Origin of the sequence: Bacillus sp. FSL M8-0025 (assembly GCF_037975475.1) — a bacterium.
GTDB lineage: Bacteria > Bacillota > Bacilli > Bacillales > Bacillaceae > Bacillus > Bacillus subtilis.
Genome location: NZ_CP150258.1, coordinates 3,281,423 through 3,306,145, shown reverse-complemented (window position 1 = coordinate 3,306,145; position 24,723 = coordinate 3,281,423). Strand labels below are relative to the sequence as shown.

25 protein-coding genes and 1 other RNA gene are annotated in these 24,723 nt (G+C 44.9%); 20 read left to right on the top strand and 6 right to left on the bottom strand.

The genetic code is table 11. The features are described 5' to 3' along the window. Window positions 1–31: 31 nt before the first annotated feature. The 3 genes from catR to rghR all read right to left on the bottom strand — a co-directional run bounded on the left by catR (window position 32) and on the right by rghR (window position 1,306). Complete coding sequence (gene catR, locus MKX38_RS17170; RefSeq protein WP_003242888.1) at window positions 32–358, bottom strand: catDE operon transcriptional regulator CatR; 327 nt, start codon at window positions 356–358, stop codon at window positions 32–34. A gap of 91 nt (window positions 359–449) precedes the next feature. After that, window positions 450–869 (bottom strand): helix-turn-helix transcriptional regulator, encoded by a 420-nt coding sequence (locus MKX38_RS17165; protein WP_014480905.1) that lies wholly within the window; start codon window positions 867–869, stop codon window positions 450–452. Between the two features lie 29 nt (window positions 870–898). Continuing rightward, window positions 899–1,306 carry a transcriptional repressor RghR gene (rghR, locus tag MKX38_RS17160; RefSeq protein WP_003220034.1) on the bottom strand — a complete coding sequence of 136 codons (408 nt, stop codon included), beginning with the start codon at window positions 1,304–1,306 and terminating at the stop codon, window positions 899–901. A gap of 151 nt (window positions 1,307–1,457) precedes the next feature. On the opposite strand from rghR, the gene MKX38_RS17155 reads away from it, so the two are divergent. Continuing rightward, window positions 1,458–1,691, top strand: a complete 234-nt coding sequence (locus MKX38_RS17155; RefSeq protein WP_009968172.1) for a helix-turn-helix transcriptional regulator — start codon at window positions 1,458–1,460, stop codon at window positions 1,689–1,691. A 33-nt stretch (window positions 1,692–1,724) separates the two neighbouring features. Here the strand turns inward: MKX38_RS17155 and MKX38_RS17150 are convergent, their stop codons facing one another. Then, complete coding sequence (locus MKX38_RS17150) at window positions 1,725–2,498, bottom strand: alpha/beta hydrolase (protein WP_106073403.1); 774 nt, start codon at window positions 2,496–2,498, stop codon at window positions 1,725–1,727. Between the two features lie 148 nt (window positions 2,499–2,646). Between MKX38_RS17150 and secG the strand changes: the two genes are divergently transcribed. The 11 genes from secG (at window position 2,647) to azoRB (ending at window position 12,527) form a co-directional block, all read left to right on the top strand. After that, window positions 2,647–2,877 (top strand): preprotein translocase subunit SecG, encoded by a 231-nt coding sequence (gene secG / locus MKX38_RS17145; RefSeq protein ID WP_003220028.1) that lies wholly within the window; start codon window positions 2,647–2,649, stop codon window positions 2,875–2,877. Between the two features lie 131 nt (window positions 2,878–3,008). Further along, window positions 3,009–3,749, top strand: coding sequence for a carboxylesterase (locus tag MKX38_RS17140; RefSeq protein ID WP_003242610.1), 741 nt, complete (start codon window positions 3,009–3,011; stop codon window positions 3,747–3,749). Between the two features lie 18 nt (window positions 3,750–3,767). After that, window positions 3,768–6,107 (top strand): ribonuclease R, encoded by a 2,340-nt coding sequence (gene rnr / locus MKX38_RS17135; RefSeq protein ID WP_003228386.1) that lies wholly within the window; start codon window positions 3,768–3,770, stop codon window positions 6,105–6,107. Between the two features lie 144 nt (window positions 6,108–6,251). Beyond that, window positions 6,252–6,722, top strand: a complete 471-nt coding sequence (gene smpB / locus MKX38_RS17130; protein WP_003220025.1) for an SsrA-binding protein — start codon at window positions 6,252–6,254, stop codon at window positions 6,720–6,722. Window positions 6,723–6,898: 176 nt separating this feature from the next. Beyond that, window positions 6,899–7,261, top strand: a transfer-messenger RNA (tmRNA) gene (gene ssrA / locus MKX38_RS17125). A 182-nt stretch (window positions 7,262–7,443) separates the two neighbouring features. Further along, window positions 7,444–8,238: an SDR family oxidoreductase gene (locus tag MKX38_RS17120; RefSeq protein ID WP_015251225.1), complete on the top strand. Its 795-nt coding sequence runs from the start codon at window positions 7,444–7,446 to the stop codon at window positions 8,236–8,238. A gap of 109 nt (window positions 8,239–8,347) precedes the next feature. Beyond that, window positions 8,348–8,920, top strand: a complete 573-nt coding sequence (locus MKX38_RS17115; RefSeq protein WP_003243160.1) for a TetR/AcrR family transcriptional regulator — start codon at window positions 8,348–8,350, stop codon at window positions 8,918–8,920. Continuing rightward, the gene (locus MKX38_RS17110) at window positions 8,917–9,276 is read left to right on the top strand and encodes a multidrug efflux SMR transporter (RefSeq protein ID WP_116315867.1); all 360 of its coding nucleotides are present in this window, start codon (window positions 8,917–8,919) and stop codon (window positions 9,274–9,276) included. Before MKX38_RS17115 ends, MKX38_RS17110 begins: the two co-directional genes overlap by 4 nt. Continuing rightward, window positions 9,273–9,674, top strand: coding sequence for a YvaD family protein (locus MKX38_RS17105; RefSeq protein ID WP_339187815.1), 402 nt, complete (start codon window positions 9,273–9,275; stop codon window positions 9,672–9,674). Before MKX38_RS17110 ends, MKX38_RS17105 begins: the two co-directional genes overlap by 4 nt. A 162-nt stretch (window positions 9,675–9,836) precedes the next feature. Then, window positions 9,837–11,732 (top strand): FUSC family protein, encoded by a 1,896-nt coding sequence (locus MKX38_RS17100; RefSeq protein WP_003243180.1) that lies wholly within the window; start codon window positions 9,837–9,839, stop codon window positions 11,730–11,732. Window positions 11,733–11,891: 159 nt separating this feature from the next. Then, on the top strand, window positions 11,892–12,527 hold the full coding sequence (gene azoRB / locus MKX38_RS17095; RefSeq protein ID WP_003228400.1) for an FMN-dependent NADH-azoreductase AzoRB: 636 nt from the start codon (window positions 11,892–11,894) through the stop codon (window positions 12,525–12,527). 36 nt (window positions 12,528–12,563) lie between these two features. On the opposite strand, the gene iolW is transcribed toward azoRB, so the two are convergent. Continuing rightward, window positions 12,564–13,640, bottom strand: a complete 1,077-nt coding sequence (iolW, locus tag MKX38_RS17090; protein ID WP_339187813.1) for a scyllo-inositol 2-dehydrogenase — start codon at window positions 13,638–13,640, stop codon at window positions 12,564–12,566. A gap of 127 nt (window positions 13,641–13,767) precedes the next feature. Here iolW and csoR point away from each other — a divergent pair, with 127 nt between their 5' ends. The 7 genes from csoR to MKX38_RS17055 all read left to right on the top strand — a co-directional run bounded on the left by csoR (window position 13,768) and on the right by MKX38_RS17055 (window position 21,128). After that, window positions 13,768–14,073: a copper-sensing transcriptional repressor CsoR gene (gene csoR / locus MKX38_RS17085; RefSeq protein WP_003228404.1), complete on the top strand. Its 306-nt coding sequence runs from the start codon at window positions 13,768–13,770 to the stop codon at window positions 14,071–14,073. A 75-nt stretch (window positions 14,074–14,148) separates the two neighbouring features. After that, window positions 14,149–14,358, top strand: a complete 210-nt coding sequence (gene copZ / locus MKX38_RS17080) for a copper chaperone CopZ (protein ID WP_339187811.1) — start codon at window positions 14,149–14,151, stop codon at window positions 14,356–14,358. 83 nt (window positions 14,359–14,441) lie between these two features. Continuing rightward, a complete protein-coding gene (gene copA, locus MKX38_RS17075; RefSeq protein WP_339189457.1) occupies window positions 14,442–16,853 on the top strand; it encodes a copper-exporting P-type ATPase CopA in 2,412 nt (803 codons plus the stop codon). Between the two features lie 159 nt (window positions 16,854–17,012). Then, window positions 17,013–19,121 (top strand): heavy metal translocating P-type ATPase, encoded by a 2,109-nt coding sequence (locus tag MKX38_RS17070; protein ID WP_339187809.1) that lies wholly within the window; start codon window positions 17,013–17,015, stop codon window positions 19,119–19,121. A 119-nt stretch (window positions 19,122–19,240) separates the two neighbouring features. Then, a complete protein-coding gene (bdbD, locus tag MKX38_RS17065) occupies window positions 19,241–19,909 on the top strand; it encodes a disulfide bond formation protein BdbD (protein ID WP_003228414.1) in 669 nt (222 codons plus the stop codon). 4 nt (window positions 19,910–19,913) lie between these two features. Beyond that, window positions 19,914–20,330: a disulfide oxidoreductase gene (locus MKX38_RS17060; RefSeq protein WP_015384637.1), complete on the top strand. Its 417-nt coding sequence runs from the start codon at window positions 19,914–19,916 to the stop codon at window positions 20,328–20,330. Window positions 20,331–20,516: 186 nt separating this feature from the next. Then, a complete protein-coding gene (locus tag MKX38_RS17055; protein WP_339187805.1) occupies window positions 20,517–21,128 on the top strand; it encodes a trimeric intracellular cation channel family protein in 612 nt (203 codons plus the stop codon). 109 nt (window positions 21,129–21,237) lie between these two features. On the opposite strand, the gene MKX38_RS17050 is transcribed toward MKX38_RS17055, so the two are convergent. Further along, entirely contained in the window at window positions 21,238–21,672 is a 435-nt protein-coding gene (locus MKX38_RS17050; protein WP_042974768.1) for a hypothetical protein, read from the bottom strand. Window positions 21,673–22,250: 578 nt separating this feature from the next. Here MKX38_RS17050 and helD point away from each other — a divergent pair. Beyond that, on the top strand, window positions 22,251–24,575 hold the full coding sequence (helD, locus tag MKX38_RS17045) for a DNA helicase IV (protein ID WP_167408443.1): 2,325 nt from the start codon (window positions 22,251–22,253) through the stop codon (window positions 24,573–24,575). Window positions 24,576–24,723: the final 148 nt, after the last annotated feature.

Below are 24,723 nucleotides of genomic sequence, written 5' to 3'. Positions count from 1 at the left end.
CTCGTCTTTGAGATCAGAACCGTTTTAGCAATTAGTCAAGAAAGGAAGGGTCAATCCATTCAGTCGCCCATTTAGAAATCTCACCTAGAATGGGGGCCAGTGCCTTTCCTTTATCAGTCAATGAATATTCGATGCGAACCGGAGTTTCAGGGATGACATCCCGCTTCACTACTCCTTCAAGCTCAAGTTCTTTCAGCCGTTCTGACAGAACTCTGCCGCTTAGATTTGGAAGTGCTGCTTCAATTTCGCTAAATCGCTGCGATCCGTTCAAGAGCTGAAATACGATCAAAGCGACCCAGCGTTTACTCAAGATGTCGACTGCTTTTTCAAATCTAGGACACATTTCTGATTGGTTCATACTTTTCACCTCGTCTGTTACTATTATAACGCAAATAACGAGGGAGGGTATGCAAGCGTGATTGATAAAATATAGAAAGAGAAACAGGGGATTATGAGGAAGAGGCGCGTTTTTTTGCTTCTGAAGACAAAAAATCGAAGTATTTGCTGAGATTTTCAATATCCTGCTTTGAGAGATGTTCCCATTTTTGACTATTGAAAATCGGGAGGTGCTCCGCTCCGCGCGTGACAGCCGTCTGGTAAATTTCATAAACGGATTGATAGCTTTCTGATGCTTCGCGGATTTCTTCAGGAAAGGCCTGAATATGGCCTGCGGCGGCCATTAGGTTTTCGTACGGCACTTTCAGGACGGCTGCCAGTTTTTTAATCGTGGCGGGTTTTGGCGTCCCTCGTTTGCCGTTTTCAATTTTTGAAATGGTGGCAGAGCTGATGCCTGAGTACACCGCAAGCTGATTCACTGTCAGTTTGCGGGCGCGGCGCAGCTCCCGTAATTGCTGTCCGAACGGTGACATGGTCTATCGCCTCACATTTCTATCAAGAGTCAGTCATCAGCAGACCGTTTTTTGGCTTCATCTGAAATAAACGAAAAATAATGATCCAGCATGAGCAAATCTTCTTTATTGAGATATTGCCACTTTTCGTTCTCAAGAAGCGCAAGGTTTTTCAGGTCATAGGCCTCCGCTTTTTCAAGCAGCTTGCACTTCGTTTCATAAGGGGCCCTGGCTTCATGCACTTCTTCGATGTAACCAGCCTTGTACATAAGCCCCTCATAAGGAATTTTTAAGGCCTCTGCCAGTTTTTTGATGGTGGCAGGTTTGGGAACGCCCCGTTTTCCGTTTTCGATTCTGGAGATGCCGGCCGCGCTTACGCCTGAATAAGTCGCCAGCTGGTTGACTGTTAACTTTCTCTCTTCACGCAATGCCCGTAATTGTTCGCCAAAGCTTTCCATATATCTCACCCCGTCCCTCACTGTTACTCATATTTTAGTATGTTTATTGACTAAAGGGAATAGGTAGACTGGAAATGTATTGACAAAAGTTAACATAAGCCGTAATGTAAAAGTATAGAAAAAAGTTTTTCAGGAATGGAAGGTGAGGAAAGTGCCAGTAGAAAAGATACAGATTAGACGTGATTATGTCTTGCAGTATATGGTTAATAACGATTATTCCCTTAATCAGCTTGCGCTGGAAATCGGAGTCTCACCCGCCACACTGAGCCGCGTGCTGAATGGAGAAAGACGGCCGGGGCAGCTTGTGATCGGTAAAATGCTTCACTATTTTAATTTGAAATTTGAGGATCTTTTTTACTATGATTTTGTTGACAAAAGTCAATAAAATATAGAAAACGCAAGGAGATCCAAGCGTTTTCTATATTGAATGATGTGTCAGCACAAACCCTGTCACCAGCTCATTGCACGTTTTCCATTGTTTTGTCGGCAATTGATGTCCCTGATATTCCAATCTGAAAAATTCGGCATGTCTGCACGATCTTCGGTAATAGCCTGCGTTTGTAAAGGTCCAGTCCCGCAGGCCGCCATACATAAACAGCATTGGCATTTCTAGGCGGGGCAGCTGTTCAATGCAGTTGTAGCCAAGCGAATCCAGATAATACTGATGCCAATGGGCCAGGTCTGCTTTTTTCATATGGTCTGTTAATATGCTGCGAAGCTGTCTGTCTTTTGTGTGGCTGCCAGCGAGGATTTTCATGAGCAAACCGGGGTTTTTTTCAAGCAGATACATTCCCAGTTTGTGCAGCTTCTGGCCGATTACGTTATGAACAGCGGGGTAGGCGCCGGACAGAATAAGGTGTGACACTTTGTCGGGGCGGGTGAAGCCGGTATGCTGCGCGATTAAGCCTCCGGCAGAATACCCGAATAACACAGCTTTATCAATATCCAAAGCGTCCATGAATTGCGCGATCTCGTTTGCGTAATAGGAAATAGACGCTGGCTGATCGATATGATCACTATCACCGTGGCCGCTTAAATCGGGAAAAATCACCCTGAAATGCTTGGATAGAAGGCGCTGATAATAAAAAACCTTGCGTCCCATGCCCGGCGGGTGGATAAAAATGATAGGGATTCCCTGTCCATATTCTTCATAAAAAAGATGTTTCCTGCTGTCTATGCTGATAAGCGGCATCGCTTTTCTCCTTTGACCTTTTCATATGAATAGGGTAACCAAGATAAAACGTCTTATCCGGCCTTTTGGCGTCTGATACAGCGTGACATGCCAACCCTTTTCATGTAAAATAGAAGTAATGTAGCCAGTGAGTCTGGAGGTGTATGGGATGCACGCAGTTTTGATTACCTTATTGGTTATCGTCAGCATTGCACTTATTATTGTCGTTTTGCTTCAATCCAGTAAAAGCGCCGGATTATCTGGTGCGATTTCAGGCGGAGCGGAGCAGCTCTTCGGGAAACAAAAAGCAAGAGGTCTTGATTTAATTTTGCACCGCATTACGGTAGTGCTGGCAGTCTTGTTTTTCGTGTTAACGATTGCGCTTGCTTATATCCTATAGGGCAATGTTTGTATAAGGTCTGATGTGAAGTCAGGCCTTTTTCACGTTTCTGGATGATATTCAAAACGTTTTTTTCTGATTAAACTGTGGAAAACTAAAATGATCGTGCAGATAGAAAGGGAGACATGAGCATGAAAGTTGTGACACCAAAACCATTTACATTTAAAGGCGGAGACAAAGCGGTGCTTTTGCTGCACGGCTTTACAGGCAATACAGCGGATGTAAGGATGCTGGGACGATATTTGAATGAACGCGGCTATACGTGCCACGCGCCTCAATATGAAGGACATGGCGTCCCGCCTGAAGAACTTGTACATACGGGGCCCGAAGACTGGTGGAAAAACGTAATGGATGGCTATGAATACTTAAAATCTGAAGGCTATGAGAGCATTGCTGCCTGCGGACTGTCGCTTGGCGGGGTTTTTTCGCTGAAATTGGGTTACACTGTACCCATAAAGGGAATTGTCCCAATGTGCGCACCGATGCATATTAAGAGTGAAGAGGTCATGTATCAAGGCGTTCTTTCATACGCTCGCAATTACAAAAAGTTTGAGGGGAAAAGCCCGGAGCAAATTGAAGAGGAAATGAAAGAATTCGAAAAAACGCCGATGAATACCCTCAAGGCGCTGCAAGACTTAATTGCTGATGTGCGGAATAATGTCGATATGATTTATTCACCGACATTTGTGGTGCAGGCCCGTCATGACCACATGATTAATACCGAAAGCGCCAATATTATTTACAACGAAGTGGAAACTGATGATAAACAGCTGAAATGGTACGAGGAATCAGGGCATGTCATTACACTCGACAAAGAACGTGACCTCGTCCATCAGGATGTGTATGAATTTTTAGAGAAGCTCGATTGGTAATCAACAGGAGGTCGGATAATGGAAAAAGAAGCATTTATGGAAAAGCTTCTCTCGTTTATGAAGGAAGAGGCGTACAAACCTCTGACCGTTCAGGAACTTGAGGAGATGTTAAATATTACGGAAGCCGAGGAGTTTAAAGAGCTCGTCAAAGCGTTAGTCGCCTTGGAAGAAAAAGGGCTTATCGTACGGACGAGAAGCGATCGCTACGGCATTCCGGAGAAGATGAATTTAATAAAAGGAAAGATTTCAGCGCATGCGAAAGGATTCGCCTTTTTGCTGCCTGAGGATACGTCGTTAAGTGATGTGTTTATTCCGCCTAATGAGCTAAATACGGCAATGAACGGCGATATCGTCATGGTGCGTCTAAATTCACAGTCAAGCGGCTCCAGGCAGGAAGGAACCGTCATACGGATTTTAGAAAGAGCGATTCAGCGGGTTGTCGGCACGTATACAGAAACGAGAAACTTCGGCTTTGTCATTCCGGACGACAAAAAAATCACGAGTGACATCTTCATTCCGAAAAATGGGAAAAATGGAGCTGCGGAAGGGCATAAGGTTGTTGTCAAGCTGACGAGCTATCCTGAAGGCCGCATGAACGCAGAGGGTGAGGTTGAAACCATTCTCGGCCACAAAAACGACCCGGGCATTGATATTTTATCGGTCATTCATAAGCACGGCCTGCCGGGAGAATTTCCAGCTGACGCGATGGAACAGGCATCAAGTACGCCTGACACGATTGATGAAAAAGATCTGAAAGACCGCCGTGATCTCCGTGACCAGGTGATTGTCACCATTGATGGTGCGGATGCGAAGGATTTGGATGATGCAGTTACCGTGACGAAACTTGATGATGGAAGCTACAAGCTTGGCGTTCACATAGCTGATGTCAGCCATTACGTAACCGAAAACTCGCCGATTGACAAAGAAGCGCTTGAAAGAGGGACAAGTGTGTATCTGGTTGACCGTGTCATCCCGATGATTCCGCACAGATTGTCAAACGGCATCTGCTCCTTAAATCCAAAGGTTGACCGCCTGACGCTTTCTTGTGAAATGACAATTAACAGTCAGGGACAGGTGACAGAGCACGAGATCTTCCAAAGTGTCATCAAAACAACGGAAAGAATGACATATTCAGATGTGAATAAAATTCTTGTTGACGATGATGAAGAGCTGAAGCAAAAATACGAGCCTCTTGTTCCGATGTTCAAAGACATGGAGCGCCTGGCTCAAATTCTTCGCGATAAGCGGATGGACCGCGGCGCCGTTGACTTTGATTTCAAAGAAGCAAAGGTGCTTGTTGATGACGAAGGAGCGGTTAAAGACGTTGTGATCAGAGAACGCTCTGTCGCCGAGAAGCTGATTGAAGAATTTATGCTTGTAGCAAACGAAACAGTGGCAGAGCATTTCCATTGGATGAACGTCCCGTTTATATACCGGATTCACGAAGAGCCGAATGCTGAAAAGCTGCAAAAGTTTTTAGAATTTGTGACGACATTTGGCTATGTGGTGAAAGGAACGGCGGGGAATATTCATCCGCGCGCGCTGCAAAGCATTCTGGACGCTGTGCGTGACAGACCAGAGGAAACGGTTATATCTACTGTTATGCTCCGTTCGATGAAACAGGCGAAATACGACCCGCAAAGCTTGGGGCATTTCGGTCTGTCAACGGAATTCTATACGCATTTCACATCGCCGATCCGCCGTTACCCGGACTTAATCGTTCACCGTCTGATCCGAACGTATTTGATCAACGGCAAAGTCGATGAAGCGACACAGGAAAAGTGGGCTGAACGCCTGCCGGATATCGCCGAACATACATCATCTATGGAGCGCCGTGCAGTTGACGCCGAGCGTGAGACGGATGATCTGAAAAAAGCGGAATACATGCTTGATAAAATCGGTGAAGAGTTTGACGGCATGATCAGCTCTGTGACAAACTTCGGAATGTTCGTCGAGCTGCCGAATACAATTGAAGGACTCGTCCATGTCAGCTTTATGACAGATGACTACTACCGCTTTGACGAACAGCATTTCGCAATGATTGGCGAGCGGACAGGCAACGTCTTCCGCATCGGGGATGAAATCACAGTCAAGGTTGTCGATGTCAATAAAGATGAGCGCAATATCGACTTTGAAATTGTCGGCATGAAGGGCACTCCGCGGCGTCCGAGAGAATTGGACAGCAGCCGGAGCAGAAAACGCGGAAAGCCTGCCAGAAAACGTGTTCAAAGCACCAATACGCCTGTTTCTCCAGCTCCGTCTGAGGAAAAAGGGGAGTGGTTCACTAAGCCGAAGAAGAAAAAGAAAAAACGCGGCTTCCAGAATGCTCCGAAACAGAAACGGAAAAAGAAGAAATAGCAGCTCAACCAGCAAATAGGGCCGCAGCGCTCTATTTGCTTTCTTTCGGAAACAGCTTTTCATTGTAGCGGTACGTGACATTTGGTAAAATAGAGCGTATCGCAAAAGGTGGACAGTTTTTCCTTAGAGAGAGGAGGTTCTGGCATGCCAAAAGGGTCAGGAAAAGTATTATCTCAAAATAAGAAAGCCAACCACGATTATTTTATAGAAGAAACCTATGAAACAGGCATCGTTCTGCAAGGAACCGAAATCAAATCGATTCGCGCCGGCCGCGTAAACCTTAAGGATTCCTTCGCCAAAATCGAACGGGGAGAAGTGTTTCTCCACAATATGCACGTCAGCCCATATGAGCAGGGAAACCGCTATAACCACGATCCGCTCCGGACAAGAAAGCTGTTAATGCACCGCAAGGAGATTAATAAGCTGATTGGGTTAACAAAGGAAAAAGGCTATTCTCTCGTTCCGCTGAAGCTGTATTTAAAAAACGGCTTTGCCAAAGTGCTTCTCGGCCTTGGAAAAGGGAAGAAGAACTATGACAAACGGGAAGACCTGAAGCGCAAGGACGCGAAGCGGGAAATCGAAAGAGCGTTCAGAGACAGTCAAAAAGGCTTCTAAAGGCATAGTGCTTGATTCGAAAATCAGGCCTGTGCTATACTGTGTTCACGATCAGATCACGACGCCGTTCATTTGAAGGATTTGACAATTGAAAAGAGCCGTGATCATGTTATAATAAGACTATAGCCAGTTTGAGTGAGAGCTTGATATTTTCTCCCGTATTTCCCTTATACCAAGGGGACGTTACGGATTCGACAGGGATGGATCGAGCTTGAGCTGCGAGCCGAGAGGCGATCTCGTAAACACGCACATAAATATAACTGGCAAAACTAACAGTTTTAACCAAAACGTAGCATTAGCTGCCTAATAAGCGCAGCGAGCTCTTCCTGACATTGCCTATGTGTCTGTGAAGAGCACATCTAAGTAGGCTACGCTTGCGTTCCCGTCTGAGAACGTAAGAAGAGATGAACAGACTAGCTCTCGGAAGGCCCGCCCGCAGGCAAGAAGATGAGTGAAACCATAAATATGCAGGCTACGCTCGTAGACGCTTAAGTAATCGATGTTTCTGGACGTGGGTTCGACTCCCACCGTCTCCATACATACTGACAATAAAGCAGAACCTCTTAAGAGGTTCTGCTTTATTTTTTCTCCAAACCACAGGCACCAAAAAGTGCGTACTTCCATTTCAATCCCAGCTGTTTCATACTGATTGCAGAGCAGATGTTTCACCAATCAGATTTCTGTCAATAAATAAGAGGAATCAAAAACGGAGGGATGAATAATGAAGCTGAATTTACAAGGAAAAACCGCATTGGTGACCGGTTCGACATCAGGGATCGGAAAAGCTATTGCCTCTTCATTAGCTGAAGAAGGTGCGGCAGTGATCATTAACGGACGCCGGGAAGAGAAAGTGAATCAGACGATAGATGAACTGAAAACACAACATGCTGAAGCGGTTCTTTATCCGGCCGCATTTGATTTGGGAACTGAAGAAGGCTGCAATAAGCTGTTTCAGGCATATCCAGAGGTTGATATTTTGGTCAACAATTTAGGGATTTTTGAACCGGCGGAGTACTTTGATATTCCCGATAATGAATGGTTTCGTTTTTTTGAAGTGAATATTATGAGCGGTGTAAGGCTGACACGCAGGTATTTGCATAACATGATAGAGAAAAAAGAAGGGCGTGTGATTTTCATTGCCAGTGAAGCGGCGATTATGCCGTCACAGGAAATGGCCCATTACAGTGCGACAAAAACGATGCAGCTGTCCATTTCCCGCAGTTTGGCGGAGCTGGCAACCGGCACGAATGTCACAGTCAACACCGTCATGCCGGGCTCTACCTTAACAGAGGGTGTGGAAACTATGCTGAACTCGCTGTATCCTGGTGAAAACCTGACTGTTCAAGAAGCTGAGGCACGTTTTATGAAAGAAAACCGGCCGACATCTATTATTCAAAGACTGATCCGTCCGGAAGAAATCGCCCACTTCGTTACATTTTTAAGCAGCCCGCTTTCCTCTGCGATCAATGGCGCGGCACTTCGGGCAGACGGCGGTTTGGTCCGCAGTGTCTTTTAAACCTCTCCCAACAGGAGAGGTTTTTTATATATTGTTGATTTCCATAAATTTCTGACGTATAATATTGGTACTGAAATAGTTTTCTTGGTACCGAAAGCGGGGGATTAATATGGATAAAAGAATTCTGGCGGAAACCTTCCGGCTGATCAAGCAGAAAGGATTTTCATTTACGATGAATGATTTGGCGGCAGCGCTGGGAACGAGCAAGCGGACGCTCTATGCATATTATTCATCTAAAGATCAGCTTGTTGAGGCGGTTGTCGAACAATTTATAGCTGAAATGAAGCAAATAGAAAGAGACATCTATGAAAATGAAAGTTTAAATGTGCTCGAAAAGGTAAAACAAATGCTGATCAGCCTTCCGCAGGGGATGGAACTGCTGAACATGGGATTATTAAATGAACTAAAGAAATACCATTACGATGCGTGGCTTACATTAGACGCGTTTATTAAGGAAGAATGGGCGATTGTCCTAGCATTATTAAACGAGTGCAAACAGCAAAAGAGAATCAGAAACATCAATCCGGACCTGTTTGTTCACATGTATATAGGGAGCATCAATCAAGTGTATGACCCTGAATATCCGCTGAAACATCAGTTCACGACAGGAGAGGTGCTTGAATCAATTGTAGATGTTTTGTTTAACGGTATAACAGCTGATGAGGAGGCTGATGCGACATGAATTGGGTGTTTCTATGCTCGGCGATTTTGTTTGAGGTTGCGGGAACTGTCAGCATGAAGCTATCGTCTGGTTTTACAAAGCTTATTCCCAGTTTGCTGTTGATTTTCTTTTATGGAGGGAGTCTTTTCTTTCTGACGCTTACGCTTAAATCCATTGATGTATCAGTTGCTTATGCTGTATGGTCAGGGATGGGAATTGTCTTGATTACAGTCGTTGGTTTTTTGTTTTTTCAAGAACATGTGAGTGTCATGAAAGTCATTTCAATTGGATTGATTATTGCCGGTGTTGTGTCTTTAAACCTGATCGAGCAGGCTGCGGTGTCTGAGCCGGTACATAAAAGCGGGCAGTACAAATGAGATATGTGAAGCTGTTTTTTCTCGTGACTGATATCGGTTTTATCTTGTACTGGCTGTCAGCCGGGTTTTCGCTCATACCGGAAAGCTGGGCTTTTAAACATCATGACCATCCGTTTATGATCGCTTGGAACTGGTCTTTTTTTCCGCTGGATATCCTGATTTCTGTCACAGGGTTGTACAGCTTGTACCTACAGCGGGTGAATCGAGCTGACTGGAAGCTGATGGCGCTGATTTCTCTTGTGCTGACCTGTTGTTCAGGTCTGCAGGCGCTATCATTCTGGACATTCAGCAGTGACTTTGATCTTGTGTGGTGGCTGTTTAATGGGTATCTATTGATTTATCCTTTATTTTTTATTCACCTGCTTTTGAAGGAAGGCAGAAGGACAAAACAGTCCTGACAGGTGCCGCTTTTATAATAAACTGATGTAATGAAGCAGAGACGGTATAAGTCTCTGTTTTTTTATCGTGCGCACCAATTGAGAAGCTAACCGCGTTTTTGGGCATACTAAAGCGAAGAAACTGGAAAAGTTCTACACATTCATTGAAAAGGATTTTGTCAAATGAACAAAACTGCTGCGAACAATCAAAGAATCATGCCTATCGTGAAGGATGCCTTTCGCATTCATGCAAATCCATTTCCTTGGAAAAAGGCTATCGGATCAGGTTTCGCTTCAGGGTTTCCTGTGCTGGTCGGTGCATTGGCAGGTCACACGGATTACGGATTAATTGCAAGTATCGGAGGCTTTGTTTATTTATATGCGGGCGGTGAATCGTACAAAAAGCGCGCCTTGAAGCTGCTCTTGGTTTCTATTGGGATCGCCCTCTCATTTGGTTTAGGGACGCTTTTGTCCGGGATGCTTTGGATGATGGCGGCTGTTTTGGGGCTGATCGGTGCAGCGGCGATGTTTATTTTTAGCGCGCTCGGCATTCAAGGCCCTGCGCCGATGTTTTTTGTCCTTGCCTTTTTAGTCAGTTCCGGGCTGCCGGCCGATCCTTCACAAGCGCTGTTCAGAGCGGGACTGACGTTTCTCGGCGGCATTTTCGCCATGGGTATCGCTTTAATCGGCTGGTTATGGAACAAACATGGACCGGAGGGAGCGGTGCTGCAAAAAACATATCATCAGCTGGCTGCATGTCTTTCAGCCGTCGGAACGCCAGGTTTTCATAACGCACAGCATCAGACGGTGCTCATGCTTAGAACAGCCCGCCAAACGGTTCTTGGGAAAGGGAACAGACGGAAAAAATCGCGGCATGATGAACGATTTTTTCGCCTCCTTGAGAAAGCTGACGACATATTTATTGCCATTATTCATTTTTCAGCTGAAACGCCGGACAGAGAGACCGCGCAGATTGAAAAGGCACTTCGCCAAACCGGAGATATGCTTGCGAATGCACGGGTTTTCAATACGTTTCAGATTAATGAAAATGAATCTGAGCCTAGGCGGAAGCTGTTTGAAGAAATCAATGAGGTTTTGTATATCGCTTCAGGACGTTTTGATAAGCAGCTTGACGGGGAACCAAGCCGCCTGCCATCCTCTTTTTACTTTTTGAGAAATGCCTTTGACTGGAAGTCTCCAGTTTTGATTAGAGCGTTAAAGTACGGAATTGTTCTGTTTGCCGCCGATATGTTTGCCCTCGCATTCGGCTTTGCACGCTCCTATTGGATTCCGCTTTCGGCAGCAGCGGTCATGCTTGGCACTACTGTTGTTTTTACGCTTCACAGGGCTATTCAGCGTTCGGCCGGAACGGTGATCGGTGTTATACTGGCAGGCGCAATCCTGTTTTTTAAGCCGGGCGGTGTTTATATTGCGTTTTGTATTGCAGCGCTGCAATGTCTTCTTGAGATGCTGATCGTCCGCAATTATGCGCTGGCTGTTCCCTTTTTAACCGCAAATGCGCTTGTTATCACAGAAAGTATGCATGGCGGGGCGGGCGCCGGTTATTTTATGATAGCGAGGCTGACTGATGTAGCTGTCGGCAGCGTGATCGGGCTGTTGGGAACAATGCTTTTGTGGCGGCGGTTTTCAACCAAGCGGCTGCCAGAACTTGTGCGGAATGTCATCCGGCTGGAAGGGCAGTTTATGGAGAAACTGTTAACCGGGCAAATTGCCGACGAACACAAGTTAAGGGTGAGTCTTGTCAGGCTTCGGGATGCGTATGACAAGGCGCTTGGCGAGTTTCCTCACGCGAATGCGGATGCGCTCTGGCCTGCCATTTCCGGTGCTCAGCACTTAGGGTACTATTTGCTCTCGGCGCAAGCTCACCGCCGTCCGTCTGCTCCGTTTTCTGATGAAGAGATCAACCAGCTGCGGGCGTTTTTTGAACAGGCTGAGCAATCCTTTATCATGAAAAGGATGCCTGCGGATATTCAAGTGCCGCATGTCCCTCATTATCCTCGGATCAGTAAAGAATTGTCCGCGCTGTATTCCGGCTTGAGAACAGCTTTTGAAAAGTAAGCTGTTTGGGAAAGTTAAATAATCTTTAATTCGAGATGTTTTACTTGAAAGTAAATTTCTTTGTCTCTATAATAAAGTCTAAGAGAGACAGAATAATCATTATGCATCTGTATGATAATAATTGATGTGTGATTTTTAAAAACGAAAGGGCTGGTAAAAATGGCAAAAGTATTATATATCACTGCTCATCCACATGACGAAGCAACTTCGTACAGTATGGCAACAGGTAAAGCATTTATCGAATCTTACAAAGAAGCAAATCCAAATGATGAAGTTGTACATATCGATTTGTACAAAGAAAACATCCCGCACATTGACGCAGATGTATTCAGCGGATGGGGAAAGCTTCAGTCAGGTACAGGCTTTGAAGAGCTTTCTGAAAGCGAAAAAGCGAAAGTAGGCCGTTTGGGAGAGCTTAGCGATCAATTTGCATCAGCTGATAAGTACGTATTTGTTACTCCTTTATGGAACTTCTCATTCCCGCCAGTGATGAAAGCGTATCTCGATTCTGTTGCTGTTGCAGGAAAATCATTCAAATACACAGAACAAGGTCCTGTCGGCTTGTTGACTGATAAAAAAGCAATTCATATCCAAGCTCGCGGCGGCTACTATTCAGAAGGCCCTGCGGCTGAGATGGAAATGGGACACCGCTACATCGGCATCATGATGAACTTCTTCGGCGTACCATCATTCGAAGGCATTTTCGTAGAGGGACATAATGCGGAGCCTGATAAAGCACAGCAAATCAAAGAAGACGCGATTGCGCGTGCGAAAGAAGCAGGAAAAACATTCTAATGAAAAAGCCTCCCCTTATTTGGGGAGGCTTTTGTTTTATTGCTCCAGCATAATGGTTCGTTTCTCTTTACTGCTTTTCATCGCGGCTTCAATGATGAGGATGACATTAATACCTTCCTCAGCAGTGACTGGCAGCGCAGCACCTTTCCGTATGCTTTCCGCTATTTTGCGGTAATAAGTAAGGTAGGAGCCATTTACTGATGGGATCGTTTCTGTTTTTTTGTCGGAGCCACGAATGGTTGTAAGCTGTCCGTAAAACTCCGGATCATCTGCACCCCAGCTGTCATCCTCTGGTTTTCTTCCCGCTCTGAGTGCGTCTTCCTGTCCGTCAATTCCGTATTTGATAAAGCTGGAATCTTTTCCATGGATTTGATAACGAGGTCCGTTTGCCGGAACGATTGATCCCCCGTATAGAATGGCTTGAAGCTTGCCATAGTCCAGGGTTAAATGAAAATAGTCAACCGTTTCGGCATTTTCCCGCTGGGCCATCACGTTTGCAGTCACGGCTTTAGGCATCCCAAACAAATGCAGGGTTTGGTCTATGATGTGGGAGCCGAGATCATACAGCGTACCAGTGGCAATGCCTTCTTTTTCCCGCCACCGCGCTTGAACTTCAGGTCTGTAGCGGTCATAGGAAACTTGATATGTATTGATATCTTCAAGAGATCCCTCAGAGATCAGCTTTTTAATCGTTAAAAAGTCGTTATCCCAGCGTCGGTTATGATATACGCTTAATAATACGCCTTTTTCATCGGCAGCCCTTTTTAATGTTTCCCCCTCTTCAGCTGTTGCTGTCATTGGTTTTTCCATCACAACATGTTTTCCGGCCTGTATGCATGCCATAGCATGCTCGTAATGAAGGCCGCTCGGGGTGGTGACAATGACAAGCTCAATGGCAGGGTCATTTGTGATTTCCTCAAGCTCATGTACAACCTCAGCATCTGGAAAATCCCGTTTCACTTCTTCTGTCCGAGATGTCATGATTTTGCTGATTTGATATTCATCCAGAACATCCAGCAGCGGCCCGTGAAAAACAGAACCGGACAATCCGTATCCTAATATTCCAACCTTGATCGCATCCACTTTTCTTCTCCCCTTTAAAAGCGTTATCAACAGAAGTATATACCCTCCTGATCAAATGGTAAAACCTAACTGATTCATTTTTTGCGTCGGCATGCTTAGACAACCGTTTGGACAATCAGTATAATGGGAATTAATATCATTAAACAGAGGTGTACGCATGGAAAAGCATAACGAACATAAAACATTAAACCATAAAAGCTCGAAAGAAAAGGATCAGATTACAAACCGGCTTAAGCGGATTGAGGGCCAGGTCAGAGGCATTCAAAACATGGTGGAAAACGACAGATATTGTGTAGATATTCTTGTGCAAATTTCAGCTGTTCAGGCGGCAATGAAAAATGTGGCGCTTCATTTGCTTGAGGATCATGCCCATCATTGTGTAGCAGATGCCATCAAAAGCGGAGACGGGGAACAGGCCATTTCTGAGCTTTTGGACGTATTTAAAAAGTTCACAAAATCATAAAGCGTTTTTTTATTGTAATACCCTACGGGGGTATGGTAGGATAAAAATACAAAGAATAAACAGGAGGAATTGATTATGGAACAAAAAACATTGCAAGTTGAAGGAATGTCCTGTCAGCACTGCGTCAAAGCAGTAGAAACAAGCGTAGGAGAACTGGACGGCGTCAGTGCCGTTCATGTCAATCTGGAAGCGGGTAAAGTCGATGTTTCGTTTGATGCTGACAAAGTATCAATCAAAGATATTGCGGATGCGATAGAAGATCAGGGCTATGACGTAGCTGAGTGATTCAAGGTATCGCGCCTTTAGGGAGGCGCGATATTTCTTTCATTTTTATATACCCCCCAGGTGTATATAAAGGAGTGAGTATGTTGAGTGAACAAAAGGAAATCGCGATGCAGGTCTCTGGTATGACCTGTGCAGCATGTGCTGCCAGAATTGAAAAAGGACTGAAGCGGATGCCCGGTGTCACGGATGCAAATGTTAATCTGGCGACGGAAACATCAAATGTAATCTACGATCCTGCTGAAACAGGGACTGCAGCGATTCAAGAAAAAATAGAAAAGCTGGGCTATCACGTCGTTACAGAAAAAGCTGAATTCGATATTGAAGGCATGACCTGTGCGGCTTGCTCCAATCGGATTGAAAAACGGCTTAACAAAATAGAAGGCGTCGCAAATGCTCCAGTAAACTTCGCTTTAGAAACAGTTACGGTCGAATACAATCCGAAAGAAGCGTCTGTCAGCGATTTGAAAGAAGCGGTAAATAAGCTTGGATATAAGCTAAAGTTGAAGGGTGAACAGGACAGTGAGGCTGCTGCTGCTAAAAAGAAAGAAGAAAGGAAGCAAACGGCGAGACTGATTTTTTCAGCTGTCCTGTCATTTCCATTGCTTTGGGCGATGGTGAGCCATTTTACATTTACATCATTCATTTGGGTACCGGATATATTTCTCAATCCGTGGATGCAATTTGCGCTGGCGACACCAGTCCAATTTCTGATCGGCTGGCCGTTTTATGTGGGTGCATATAAGGCGCTCAGAAATAAAAGCGCCAATATGGATGTATTGGTCGCCCTCGGTACGACGGCTGCTTACGCTTATAGTCTTTATCTTACTTTTCAAAGCCTTGGCTCTCACGGGCATACAGACGGCCTTTACTATGAAACAAGCGCGATTTTGCTGACGCTGATTTTATTAGGCAAGTTGTTTGAAACAAAAGCAAAAGGCCGTTCCTCGGATGCGATTAAAAAGCTGATGAAGCTTCAAGCGAAAACAGCTACTGTTGTAAGAGACGGACAGGAGCAAATCATCCCGATCGACGAAGTGCTTGTTAATGACATTGTTTACGTCAAACCTGGCGAACGAATTCCTGTCGACGGAGAAGTGGTTGAAGGCCGCTCAGCGGTTGACGAATCGATGATTACAGGAGAAAGTCTTCCTGTTGACAAAAATCCTGGTGACAGCGTGACAGGTTCAACCGTTAACGCAAACGGCTTTCTGAAAATTAAAGCTGTCAACGTCGGAAAGGATACTGCGCTTTCTCATATCATCAAAATTGTTGAGGAAGCACAAGGGTCAAAAGCGCCGATCCAGCGTCTCGCTGACCAGATTTCAGGCATTTTTGTGCCCATTGTATTGGGGATTGCCGTTCTCACTTTTCTCATTTGGTACCTTTGGGCGGCTCCTGGCGATTTTGCCGAAGCGATCAGCAAGTTCATTGCGGTTCTTGTCATTGCCTGCCCTTGCGCCCTCGGTCTTGCCACTCCGACGAGCATAATGGCTGGATCTGGACGCGCTGCTGAATTCGGGATTTTATTTAAAGGCGGCGAGCATTTAGAAAAAACACATCGTCTCGATACAATTGTTCTTGATAAAACCGGAACCGTGACAAACGGGAAGCCGCGTCTGACGGATGCCATTCCATTCGGCCGTTTTGAAGAAAAAGATTTGCTTCAATTTGCAGCGGCAGCGGAAACGGGATCAGAGCATCCGCTTGGCGAAGCGATTATTGCTGGCGTGAAAGATAAAGGGCTTGAGATACCGAAACTTACCCGCTTTGAAGCAAAAGTCGGCGCAGGCATTTTGGCTGAAGCCGGAGGAAAAAGCATTCTCGTCGGCACAAGAAAATTAATGGAGAGCGAACAGGTTGAGCATGGGGCTCTTCTCGCCAAAATGGAAGAGCTAGAGGCCGAAGGGAAAACAGTTATGCTTGTATCCATTGATGGAGAAGCAGCGGGGCTAGTAGCGGTTGCAGATACGATTAAGGATACGTCACGGAAGGCTGTTGCCCGTCTGAAAGAGTTGGGCCTTGATGTCATCATGATGACAGGAGACAATCGCAGAACCGCAGAAGCCATCGCGAAGGAAGCGGGAATTACGAATATCATTGCGGAAGTCCTTCCTGAACAAAAGGCAGCAGAAATTGCCCGCTTGCAAAAAGAAGGCCGCCAGACAGCAATGGTAGGCGACGGAATTAACGATGCGCCGGCGCTTGCCACAGCTGACATCGGCATGGCGATTGGAACTGGCACGGACATTGCCATGGAAACAGCAGACATTACACTGATTCGCGGCGATTTGAACAGTATTGCCGACGCAATCCGCATGAGCAGATTGACAATGAAAAACATTAAACAAAATTTATTCTGGGCGCTTGGCTATAACAGCCTCGGCATCCCAATCGCAGCACTTGGATTTTTAGCACCGTGGATAGCAGGAGCAGCAATGGCATTCAGCTCCGTTTCCGTTGTTCTGAATGCTCTTCGTCTGCAAAAAGTAAAATAAAAAACCGGCTATATGCCGGTTTTTGTTTTTCATTGACACTTTCTTGGAAAACAACATATAATAGGTGTAACTTATATATGAGTATATGCTCATATATGTAAAGTAAATAGAATACTCATTGATACGCTTTGAAGAGGGAACCCTAAATCGGAAGGTAAGGTGAGACTAGTGAAACAGGAATACGTTCTGGACGGTTTGGATTGCAGCAATTGTGCCCAAAAAATCGAAAATGGAGTCAAAGGCATAAAAGGCATTGACGGATGCGCGGTAAATTTTGCGGCAAGCACCTTAACTGTCTCAGCCGATGGGAAAGAAGAGCAATGGGTCACGAATAAAGTAGAGAAAAAAGTGAAATCAATTGATCCGCATGTAACGGTTCGCCAAAAGCATATAAAGAAATCAGCTGATGACGGCTATCGTAAAAGAATGGTCAATATGCTGATCAGAATGGCGGCGGCTGTCATTCTCGGCGCAGGGGCATATTTGGTTCATTCGGGAACCATTGAATTTTTGCTTTTCCTCGCTGCTTATTTGATCATCGGCGGTGACATTATGATCCGCGCAGTCAAAAATATCATCCGCGGTCAGGTGTTTGATGAGCATTTCTTAATGGCTCTTGCCACAATCGGCGCCTTTCTGATTCAGCAATACCCTGAGGGCGTCGCCGTTATGCTGCTTTATCAAATCGGTGAGCTTTTTCAAGGTGCCGCGGTCAGCCGTTCCAGAAAATCAATTAGTGCGTTAATGGACATACGGCCTGATTACGCCAATCTCAAAACAAAGAACAGCATCGAACAGGTTTCCCCGGAGGACGTTCAGACAGGAGACATCATTGTGGTTAATCCGGGAGAAAGCATACCCCTGGACGGTAAGGTCGTGCAAGGGTCAGCGATGGTTGATACATCTGCTTTAACAGGTGAGTCCGTTCCGAGAAAAGCTGCGGTAGGACAAGATGTAATGTCAGGCTTTATCAATCAAAACGGCGTTCTGCATATTGAAGTCACAAAGGGCTATCAGGAATCAGCAGTATCAAAAATATTAGACTTGGTTCAGAATGCGAGCAGCCGTAAAGCCCGGACAGAAAACTTTATCACGAAGTTTGCCAAGTATTATACACCTGCTGTGGTGATCATTGCGGTATTGCTGGCTTTTGTCCCGCCGCTTGTTCTTTCTGGCGCCGCGCTTTCCGATTGGGTGTACCGCGCGCTTATCTTTTTAGTGATTTCTTGTCCTTGTGCGCTTGTTGTCTCCATTCCGCTCGGTTTCTTCGGCGGAATCGGAGCGGCCTCAAAGGCCGGAGTGCTTGTAAAGGGAAGCAATTATTTAGAAGCCTTGAATCAAGTCAAATACGCGGTGTTTGATAAAACGGGAACACTAACAAAAGGCAGCTTTGAAGTGACAGAAATCAAACCCGCGGAAGGTTTTACAAAGGATAGATTACTTGAAGCGGCGGCATACGCTGAGCTTCATTCACAGCATCCGATTGCTGAATCTGTGCGTAAAGCTTACGGGAAAATGCTTTCCTCCGATGAGATTGAGTCATACGAAGAAATCTCCGGTCACGGCATTTTTGCAAAGGTAAATGGAACTGAGATCCTTGCCGGGAATAAAAAGCTCATGGAAAGAGAACAAATTGAGGATGTCCCGGATGAAAATGCTGGAACAATCGTACACGTTGCTATTGATCAACGCTATGCCGGAGCAATCATCATAGCGGATGAGATAAAGGAAGACGCAGCACAGGCGGTTGCTGATCTGAAGTCGCTTGGGATCAAACAGACAGCTATGCTGACGGGTGATTCGAAACAAACGGGAGAAGCCGTCGGAAAACAGCTTGGGATTGGTGAGGTATATGCAGAGCTGCTGCCGCAAGATAAAGTCGCGCAGGTCGAAGCATTAGAAGCTAATCTTTTGCCTAATGAAAAACTCATTTTTGTCGGTGACGGCATCAATGATACGCCGGTGCTTGCCCGCGCAGATATAGGGATCGCGATGGGAGGCCTTGGCTCAGACGCCGCAGTAGAAGCCGCAGACATCGTGCTGATGACAGATCAACCGTCAAAAATAGCGGAAGCGATTCGGATTGCGAAACGGACACGGCGAATCGTGTGGCAAAACATCGGCTTTGCTTTAGGTGTGAAAGCGATCTTTCTCATTCTTGGTGCATTTGGAATTGCGACCATGTGGGAAGCGGTTTTCTCAGATGTCGGCGTTACACTGCTTGCTGTGGCGAACGCCATGCGCGTCATGCGTCTCAAAAACAAATAAATTGTCGGAGAGAATTCATTTTTTCGGGGTTTTCTTATCAGCGCTTGTCTTGTTAAAATAAAGAAGTGGGTCAATTGCGATCCGCTTCTTTTTTAATTTTAAAACGATGAGGTGTCGGAGTGAAAAAGAAACAGCAGTCTTCTGCGAAATTCGCGGTCATCCTTACGGTTGTGGTTGTTGTATTGCTAGCAGCCATTGTCATCATTAATAACAAAACGGAACAAGGCAATGATGCGGTTTCCGGGCAGCCGTCTATCAAAGGGCAGCCTGTGCTTGGCAAGGACGATGCACCGGTAACTGTAGTAGAATTCGGAGATTACAAATGTCCGTCTTGCAAGGTGTTTAACAGTGACATCTTTCCAAAAATACAAAAAGACTTTATTGATAAGGGCGATGTGAAATTTTCTTTCGTGAACGTCATGTTCCATGGAAAAGGTTCAAGGTTAGCGGCTCTTGCATCTGAAGAAGTATGGAAGGAAGACCCTGACTCTTTCTGGGATTTCCATGAAAAGCTGTTCGAAAAACAGCCGGATACGGAACAGGAATGGGTAACCCCAGGCCTCCTTGGTGATCTTGCAAAAAGCACCACAAAGATAAAACCTGAGACGCTCAAGGAAAATCTTGATAAGGAAACATTCGCTTCTCAAGTGGAAAAGGATTCTGACCTTAATCAAAAAATGAACATACAGGCAACACCGACGATTTACGTCAATGATAAAGTGATCAAAAATTTTGCGGATTATGATGAAATCAAAGAGACAATAGAAAAAGAGCTGAAAGGGAAGTAACGATATGAAAAATAGAATCGTATTTTTATATGCTTCCTGGGTTGTGGCTCTTATCGCTATGCTGGGCAGCCTGTATTTCAGTGAAATCAGAAAGTTTATTCCATGTGAACTGTGCTGGTACCAGCGTATCCTCATGTATCCGCTCGTCCTGATTTTAGGCATCGCCACCTTTCAAGGGGACACACGAGTGAAAAAATATGTGCTCCCGATGGCGATTATAGGGGCATTCATTTCGACCATGCATTACTTAGAGCAAAAAGTGCCCGGTTTTAGCGGCATTAAGCCATGTGTAAGCGGCGTGCCGTGCTCGGGCCAATATATTAACTGGTTTGGTTTTATTACGATTCCATTCCTGGCCCTGATTGCTTTTATCCTGATTATCATTTTTATGTGCCTGCTGAAAGGCGAAAAATCTGAATAACAAAAAAAGCGCCCGCGTATGCCGGGCGCTTTTTTAATTTCGCAAACTCATGTCCATCAGCAATAGCCGTATTCCCTCTAAATTTATCTTTTTTTCTCATAAAAATGTTATTGATTTTACGCTTGAGCGATTATAAAATCTAGAGGTCGTCAGAAAATTTAACAAACATAAAAGGGAGTCATCAGAATGGCTTGGGAGCTGCTCAGTGTGATTGGCATCATTGCGTTTGCAGTCAGCGGCGCAATTGTTGCGATGGAAGAGGAATATGATATTTTAGGAGTTTATATATTAGGGATTGTCACAGCTTTTGGAGGAGGAGCGATCCGTAATTTACTGATCGGTGTTCCGGTTTCAGCGCTATGGGAGCAGGGAGCGTACTTTCAAATCGCGCTTTTATCTATTACAATTGTGTTTCTGTTTCCGAAGCTGCTGCTGAAGCATTGGAATAAGTGGGGCAATTTATCAGATGCGATCGGCCTCGCTGCCTTTGCTATCCAAGGCGCACTGTATGCCGTCAAAATGGGCCATCCGCTTAGTGCCGTGATCGTGGCTGCGGTGCTGACGGGAAGCGGGGGCGGAATCATCTGCGACCTTCTTGCCGGGCGCAAACCGCTTGTGCTGAAGGCAGAAATTTATGCAGTCTGGGCGGCTCTCGGCGGTTTAATCGTCGGCTTGGGCTGGATGGGGAACTCGTTCGGCTTATACGTTCTGTTTTTCGTGCTCGTTGTTTGCCGGGTTTGTTCCTATATGTTTAATTGGAAGCTGCCAAACCGTTCTTTTCGCTTAGATAGTCAGTAAAATAAAAGAAACCTCTCCATGACGGAGAGGTTTCTTTTATGGTAGCCTGCCGGGATCAAATAAAAAGTCCTTTTCGAATGCTGACCGCGCAGAGCAAAGCTATTTGAAATTAATAGGTAGCCCAAAAGGTATAGCTGATGGTTTTTTTAGTTCCTGTGTTAGTGAATTTGAATCTGTATTTTGTTTTGTAGCTTTTAGAAGCTTGTTTGTAACTTAAATTTGTAGAGCCTTTTTTCGTTGCGTAAAAAGTTTTAACATTTTTCCAGCCTTTATTTGTCTTTTGTTGCAGAGTTGCTGTAATTTTCCCGCTGCCTGATCCATTTGATGTCATGTTGGCCCAAGTTCCTCGTCCTGGATAATAAATATGAAAAGTTGGCGAGTAAGTATAGTTTTTAAATGAGCCCGAATGGTAATGAGTACTCCATATTTGACCTTTTTTAACCCAATCTTTAGCTTCCGCTTTGTTGTTTACTAGGTCAATTGACGTAAAACTTGTTACGGCTACGACGAATGCCAGCAACAACATAGATAGCTTTTTCTTCACTGAGTATTTCCTCCTAACTAATTCTGGTTCTTTCTTCATGTTCATATCATAAACCGAGAGAAATAATGTAACATCGTCCTATTCTCCCAAATGAAAAACTTTAATTTGTTGAAATGTGTCGAAAATGGGTGAAAAATGACTATTTTACTGCGACTATAGATACGATAGCAGAGATGTAGTTGCTTTATGGAAGATGACAATAACAGCCAGTTTAGTCATTCTTCACGTTAGATGAACAGACAAATACGGTAAAGCTCTGCGGTGTTTTTAAAATGAAAAAGATATATTATATCGAAGATTGAAAGGAATAAGGAATCGATACTGATGAAAGAGAAGATTCGCAACCTAAGAAAAGCACGTCCAACAGTGATCAATGTGAAATCATAAGAGAAAAAACCGATTTCGAGTTGAAATCGGTTTTTTCTGCATATAAATAACCCAAACCTTGATTGGTATTGGGTGAATGTGCTATTATAAATTGTATTTGCCAGTTTACATCATATATTTAATATATGTATCCAATTATATTTTACAGTATTTCATCTATGTTTGTCAACTATTTTCTGGAGGTGCCGTTCATGAATCAGCAGGATAAGGAATGGAAGGAAGAGCAGTCGAGAATAGATGAGGTGCTGAAGGAGCTCGAAAAAAAAGAGCGGTTTCTGGAAACGTCTGCGGGCGGGTTGAAGCATGATATCATCGGATTAAGAAAAAGCTTTTGGGAGGATGTTAAGGTTAATTTTGATGATGCCCATGAAGCGATTGAAACGATGGCAAGCATTAAGCAGCAGGCAGAGCTGCTGTCTGATCGGGAACAGAATCATCGGCGCATGGATCAGCAGCTCAAACGAATTCATCAATTGAAAAAATCGCCTTATTTCGGCCGGATTGATTTTATTGAAAACGGCGAGGAGCAGGCAGAGCGAATTTATATCGGTTTAGCTTCCTGTTTGGATGAGAAGGAGGAACACTTTCTGATTTATGACTGGAGGGCGCCGATATCAAGTTTGTACTACAATTATTCCCCAGGAAAAGCGGAGTACGAGGTGCCCGGTGAAACGATAGAAGGGGAAATGGTGCTGAAACGCCAGTTTATGATCAAAAACGGCACTCTCAAGGCGATGTTTAATACCGATATGACGATTGGTGATGAAATGCTGCAAGAGGTATTAAGCCATCACTCCGATACCCAAATGAAAAACATCGTGTCTACGATTCAGAAAGAACAAAATCAGATTATCCGTAATGAAAAAAGCAAGATCCTGATCGTGCAGGGAGCGGCTGGCAGCGGGAAAACATCGGCTGCGCTTCAGCGTGTCGCTTATTTGTTATACAGGCACCGTGGCGTCATTGATGCCGGACAAATCGTTTTGTTTTCTCCCAACTTCTTATTTAACAGCTATGTCTCCTCTGTTTTGCCGGAGTTAGGAGAAGAGAATATGGAGCAGGCGACGTTTCAGGAATATATCGAGCATCGTCTTGGCCGCAGGTTCAAATGTGAAAGCCCCTTTGATCAGCTCGAATATTGCCTGACCGAAACAAAGGGAGGCGATTTTCCAACAAGGCTTGCGGGAATCACATGGAAGGCGGGTTTATCCTTTCAGCAATTCATTAATGAATACGTCACACGGCTTTCCTCTGACGGGATGATTTTTAAAAATATTATATTCCGCGGACAAAAGCTGATCACAAAGGAGCAAATTCAATCCTATTTTTACTCATTGGATCAAAATCACTCCATTCCGAATCGGATGGAGCAAACCGCGAAGTGGCTGCTGAGTGAGCTTAACAAGCTTGAGAAAAAGGAACGGCGAAAGGATTGGGTTGTTCATGAGGCTGAGCTGCTTGACAAAGAGGACTACCTGGACGTGTACAAAAAACTGCAGGAAAGGAAACGGTTCAGCGAGAGTACGTTTAACGATTATCAAAGAGAGCAGCAGCTGCTTGCCGCCATCATTGTGAAAAAAGCTTTCAAACCGCTCAAACAGGCAGTCAGGCTCCTTGCATTTCTTGATGTTACACAACTTTATTTGCAATTGTTTTCTGGCTGGGGAGGAAAATTTCAGCATGAGAAGATGGCCGCGATAGCTGAGCTGACCCGTTCGGCATTTTCGGATAATAAATTGCTCTATGAGGACGCGGCACCGTTTCTTTATATGCAGGATCTGATTGAGGGCAGAAAGAAAAATACGAAGATCAAACATCTATTTATTGACGAAGCCCAGGACTATTCACCGTTTCAGATGGCTTACATGAGAAGTATTTTTCCGGCTGCCAGCATGACAGTGCTCGGTGATATCAATCAGTCCATCTACGCGCATACCATACATGGGGATCAGCGTATGGATGCGTGCTTTGAGGATGAGCCTGCTGAGTATGTTCGTTTAAAGAGAACATACAGATCAACAAGGCAGATTGTCGAATTTACCAAAGCGATGCTTCAAGATGGAGCGGATATTGAGCCGTTTAATAGAAGCGGGGAAATGCCGCTCGTTGTCAAAACTGAAGGACATGAGAGCCTTTGCCAAAAGCTCGCGCAAGAAATTGGCCGGCTCAAGAAAAAAGGGCACGAAACAATAGCCGTCATCTGCAAGACAGCGCAGCAATGCATACAGGCACACGCCCACATGAGTGAATATACAGATGTTCGCCTGATTCATAAAGAAAATCAACCATTTCAAAAGGGTGTTTGCGTGATTCCGGTGTATTTAGCGAAGGGAATTGAATTTGACGCAGTGCTTGTCTATGATGCATCTGAAGAACACTATCATACAGAGCACGACCGCAGGCTTTTATATACTGCGTGCACCCGTGCGATGCACATGCTGGCGGTATTTTATACAGGTGAAGCCAGTCCGTTTGCAACCGCTGTGCCGCCTCACTTATATCAGATGGCTGAATGAAGAGAAGGGAGTCCTTCTCTTTTTTCTATTTACATGAAGCATAGCCGTTTTATCATTAGGATTCTTAATAGTTATCATCATGTAAATATATTTTACTTAAGCCTAGTATTCCGGTAAAGTTCAATTAGATGCAATTTTCGATCAGTTT

Coding starts and splice junctions, on each gene's coding strand:
- MKX38_RS17110 (WP_116315867.1), top strand. CDS start 8,917: ATGAATTGGGTGTTTCTATGCTCGGCGATTTTGTTTGAGGTTGCGGGA.
- MKX38_RS17115 (WP_003243160.1), top strand. CDS start 8,348: ATGGATAAAAGAATTCTGGCGGAAACCTTCCGGCTGATCAAGCAGAAA.
- helD (WP_167408443.1), top strand. CDS start 22,251: ATGAATCAGCAGGATAAGGAATGGAAGGAAGAGCAGTCGAGAATAGAT.
- rnr (WP_003228386.1), top strand. CDS start 3,768: ATGGAAAAAGAAGCATTTATGGAAAAGCTTCTCTCGTTTATGAAGGAA.
- MKX38_RS17100 (WP_003243180.1), top strand. CDS start 9,837: ATGAACAAAACTGCTGCGAACAATCAAAGAATCATGCCTATCGTGAAG.
- MKX38_RS17165 (WP_014480905.1), bottom strand. CDS start 869: ATGTCACCGTTCGGACAGCAATTACGGGAGCTGCGCCGCGCCCGCAAA.
- copZ (WP_339187811.1), top strand. CDS start 14,149: ATGGAACAAAAAACATTGCAAGTTGAAGGAATGTCCTGTCAGCACTGC.
- smpB (WP_003220025.1), top strand. CDS start 6,252: ATGCCAAAAGGGTCAGGAAAAGTATTATCTCAAAATAAGAAAGCCAAC.
- csoR (WP_003228404.1), top strand. CDS start 13,768: ATGGAAAAGCATAACGAACATAAAACATTAAACCATAAAAGCTCGAAA.
- MKX38_RS17105 (WP_339187815.1), top strand. CDS start 9,273: ATGAGATATGTGAAGCTGTTTTTTCTCGTGACTGATATCGGTTTTATC.
- secG (WP_003220028.1), top strand. CDS start 2,647: ATGCACGCAGTTTTGATTACCTTATTGGTTATCGTCAGCATTGCACTT.
- azoRB (WP_003228400.1), top strand. CDS start 11,892: ATGGCAAAAGTATTATATATCACTGCTCATCCACATGACGAAGCAACT.
- MKX38_RS17150 (WP_106073403.1), bottom strand. CDS start 2,498: ATGCCGCTTATCAGCATAGACAGCAGGAAACATCTTTTTTATGAAGAA.
- MKX38_RS17055 (WP_339187805.1), top strand. CDS start 20,517: ATGGCTTGGGAGCTGCTCAGTGTGATTGGCATCATTGCGTTTGCAGTC.
- rghR (WP_003220034.1), bottom strand. CDS start 1,306: ATGGAAAGCTTTGGCGAACAATTACGGGCATTGCGTGAAGAGAGAAAG.
- catR (WP_003242888.1), bottom strand. CDS start 358: ATGAACCAATCAGAAATGTGTCCTAGATTTGAAAAAGCAGTCGACATC.
- MKX38_RS17060 (WP_015384637.1), top strand. CDS start 19,914: ATGAAAAATAGAATCGTATTTTTATATGCTTCCTGGGTTGTGGCTCTT.
- MKX38_RS17140 (WP_003242610.1), top strand. CDS start 3,009: ATGAAAGTTGTGACACCAAAACCATTTACATTTAAAGGCGGAGACAAA.
- MKX38_RS17120 (WP_015251225.1), top strand. CDS start 7,444: ATGAAGCTGAATTTACAAGGAAAAACCGCATTGGTGACCGGTTCGACA.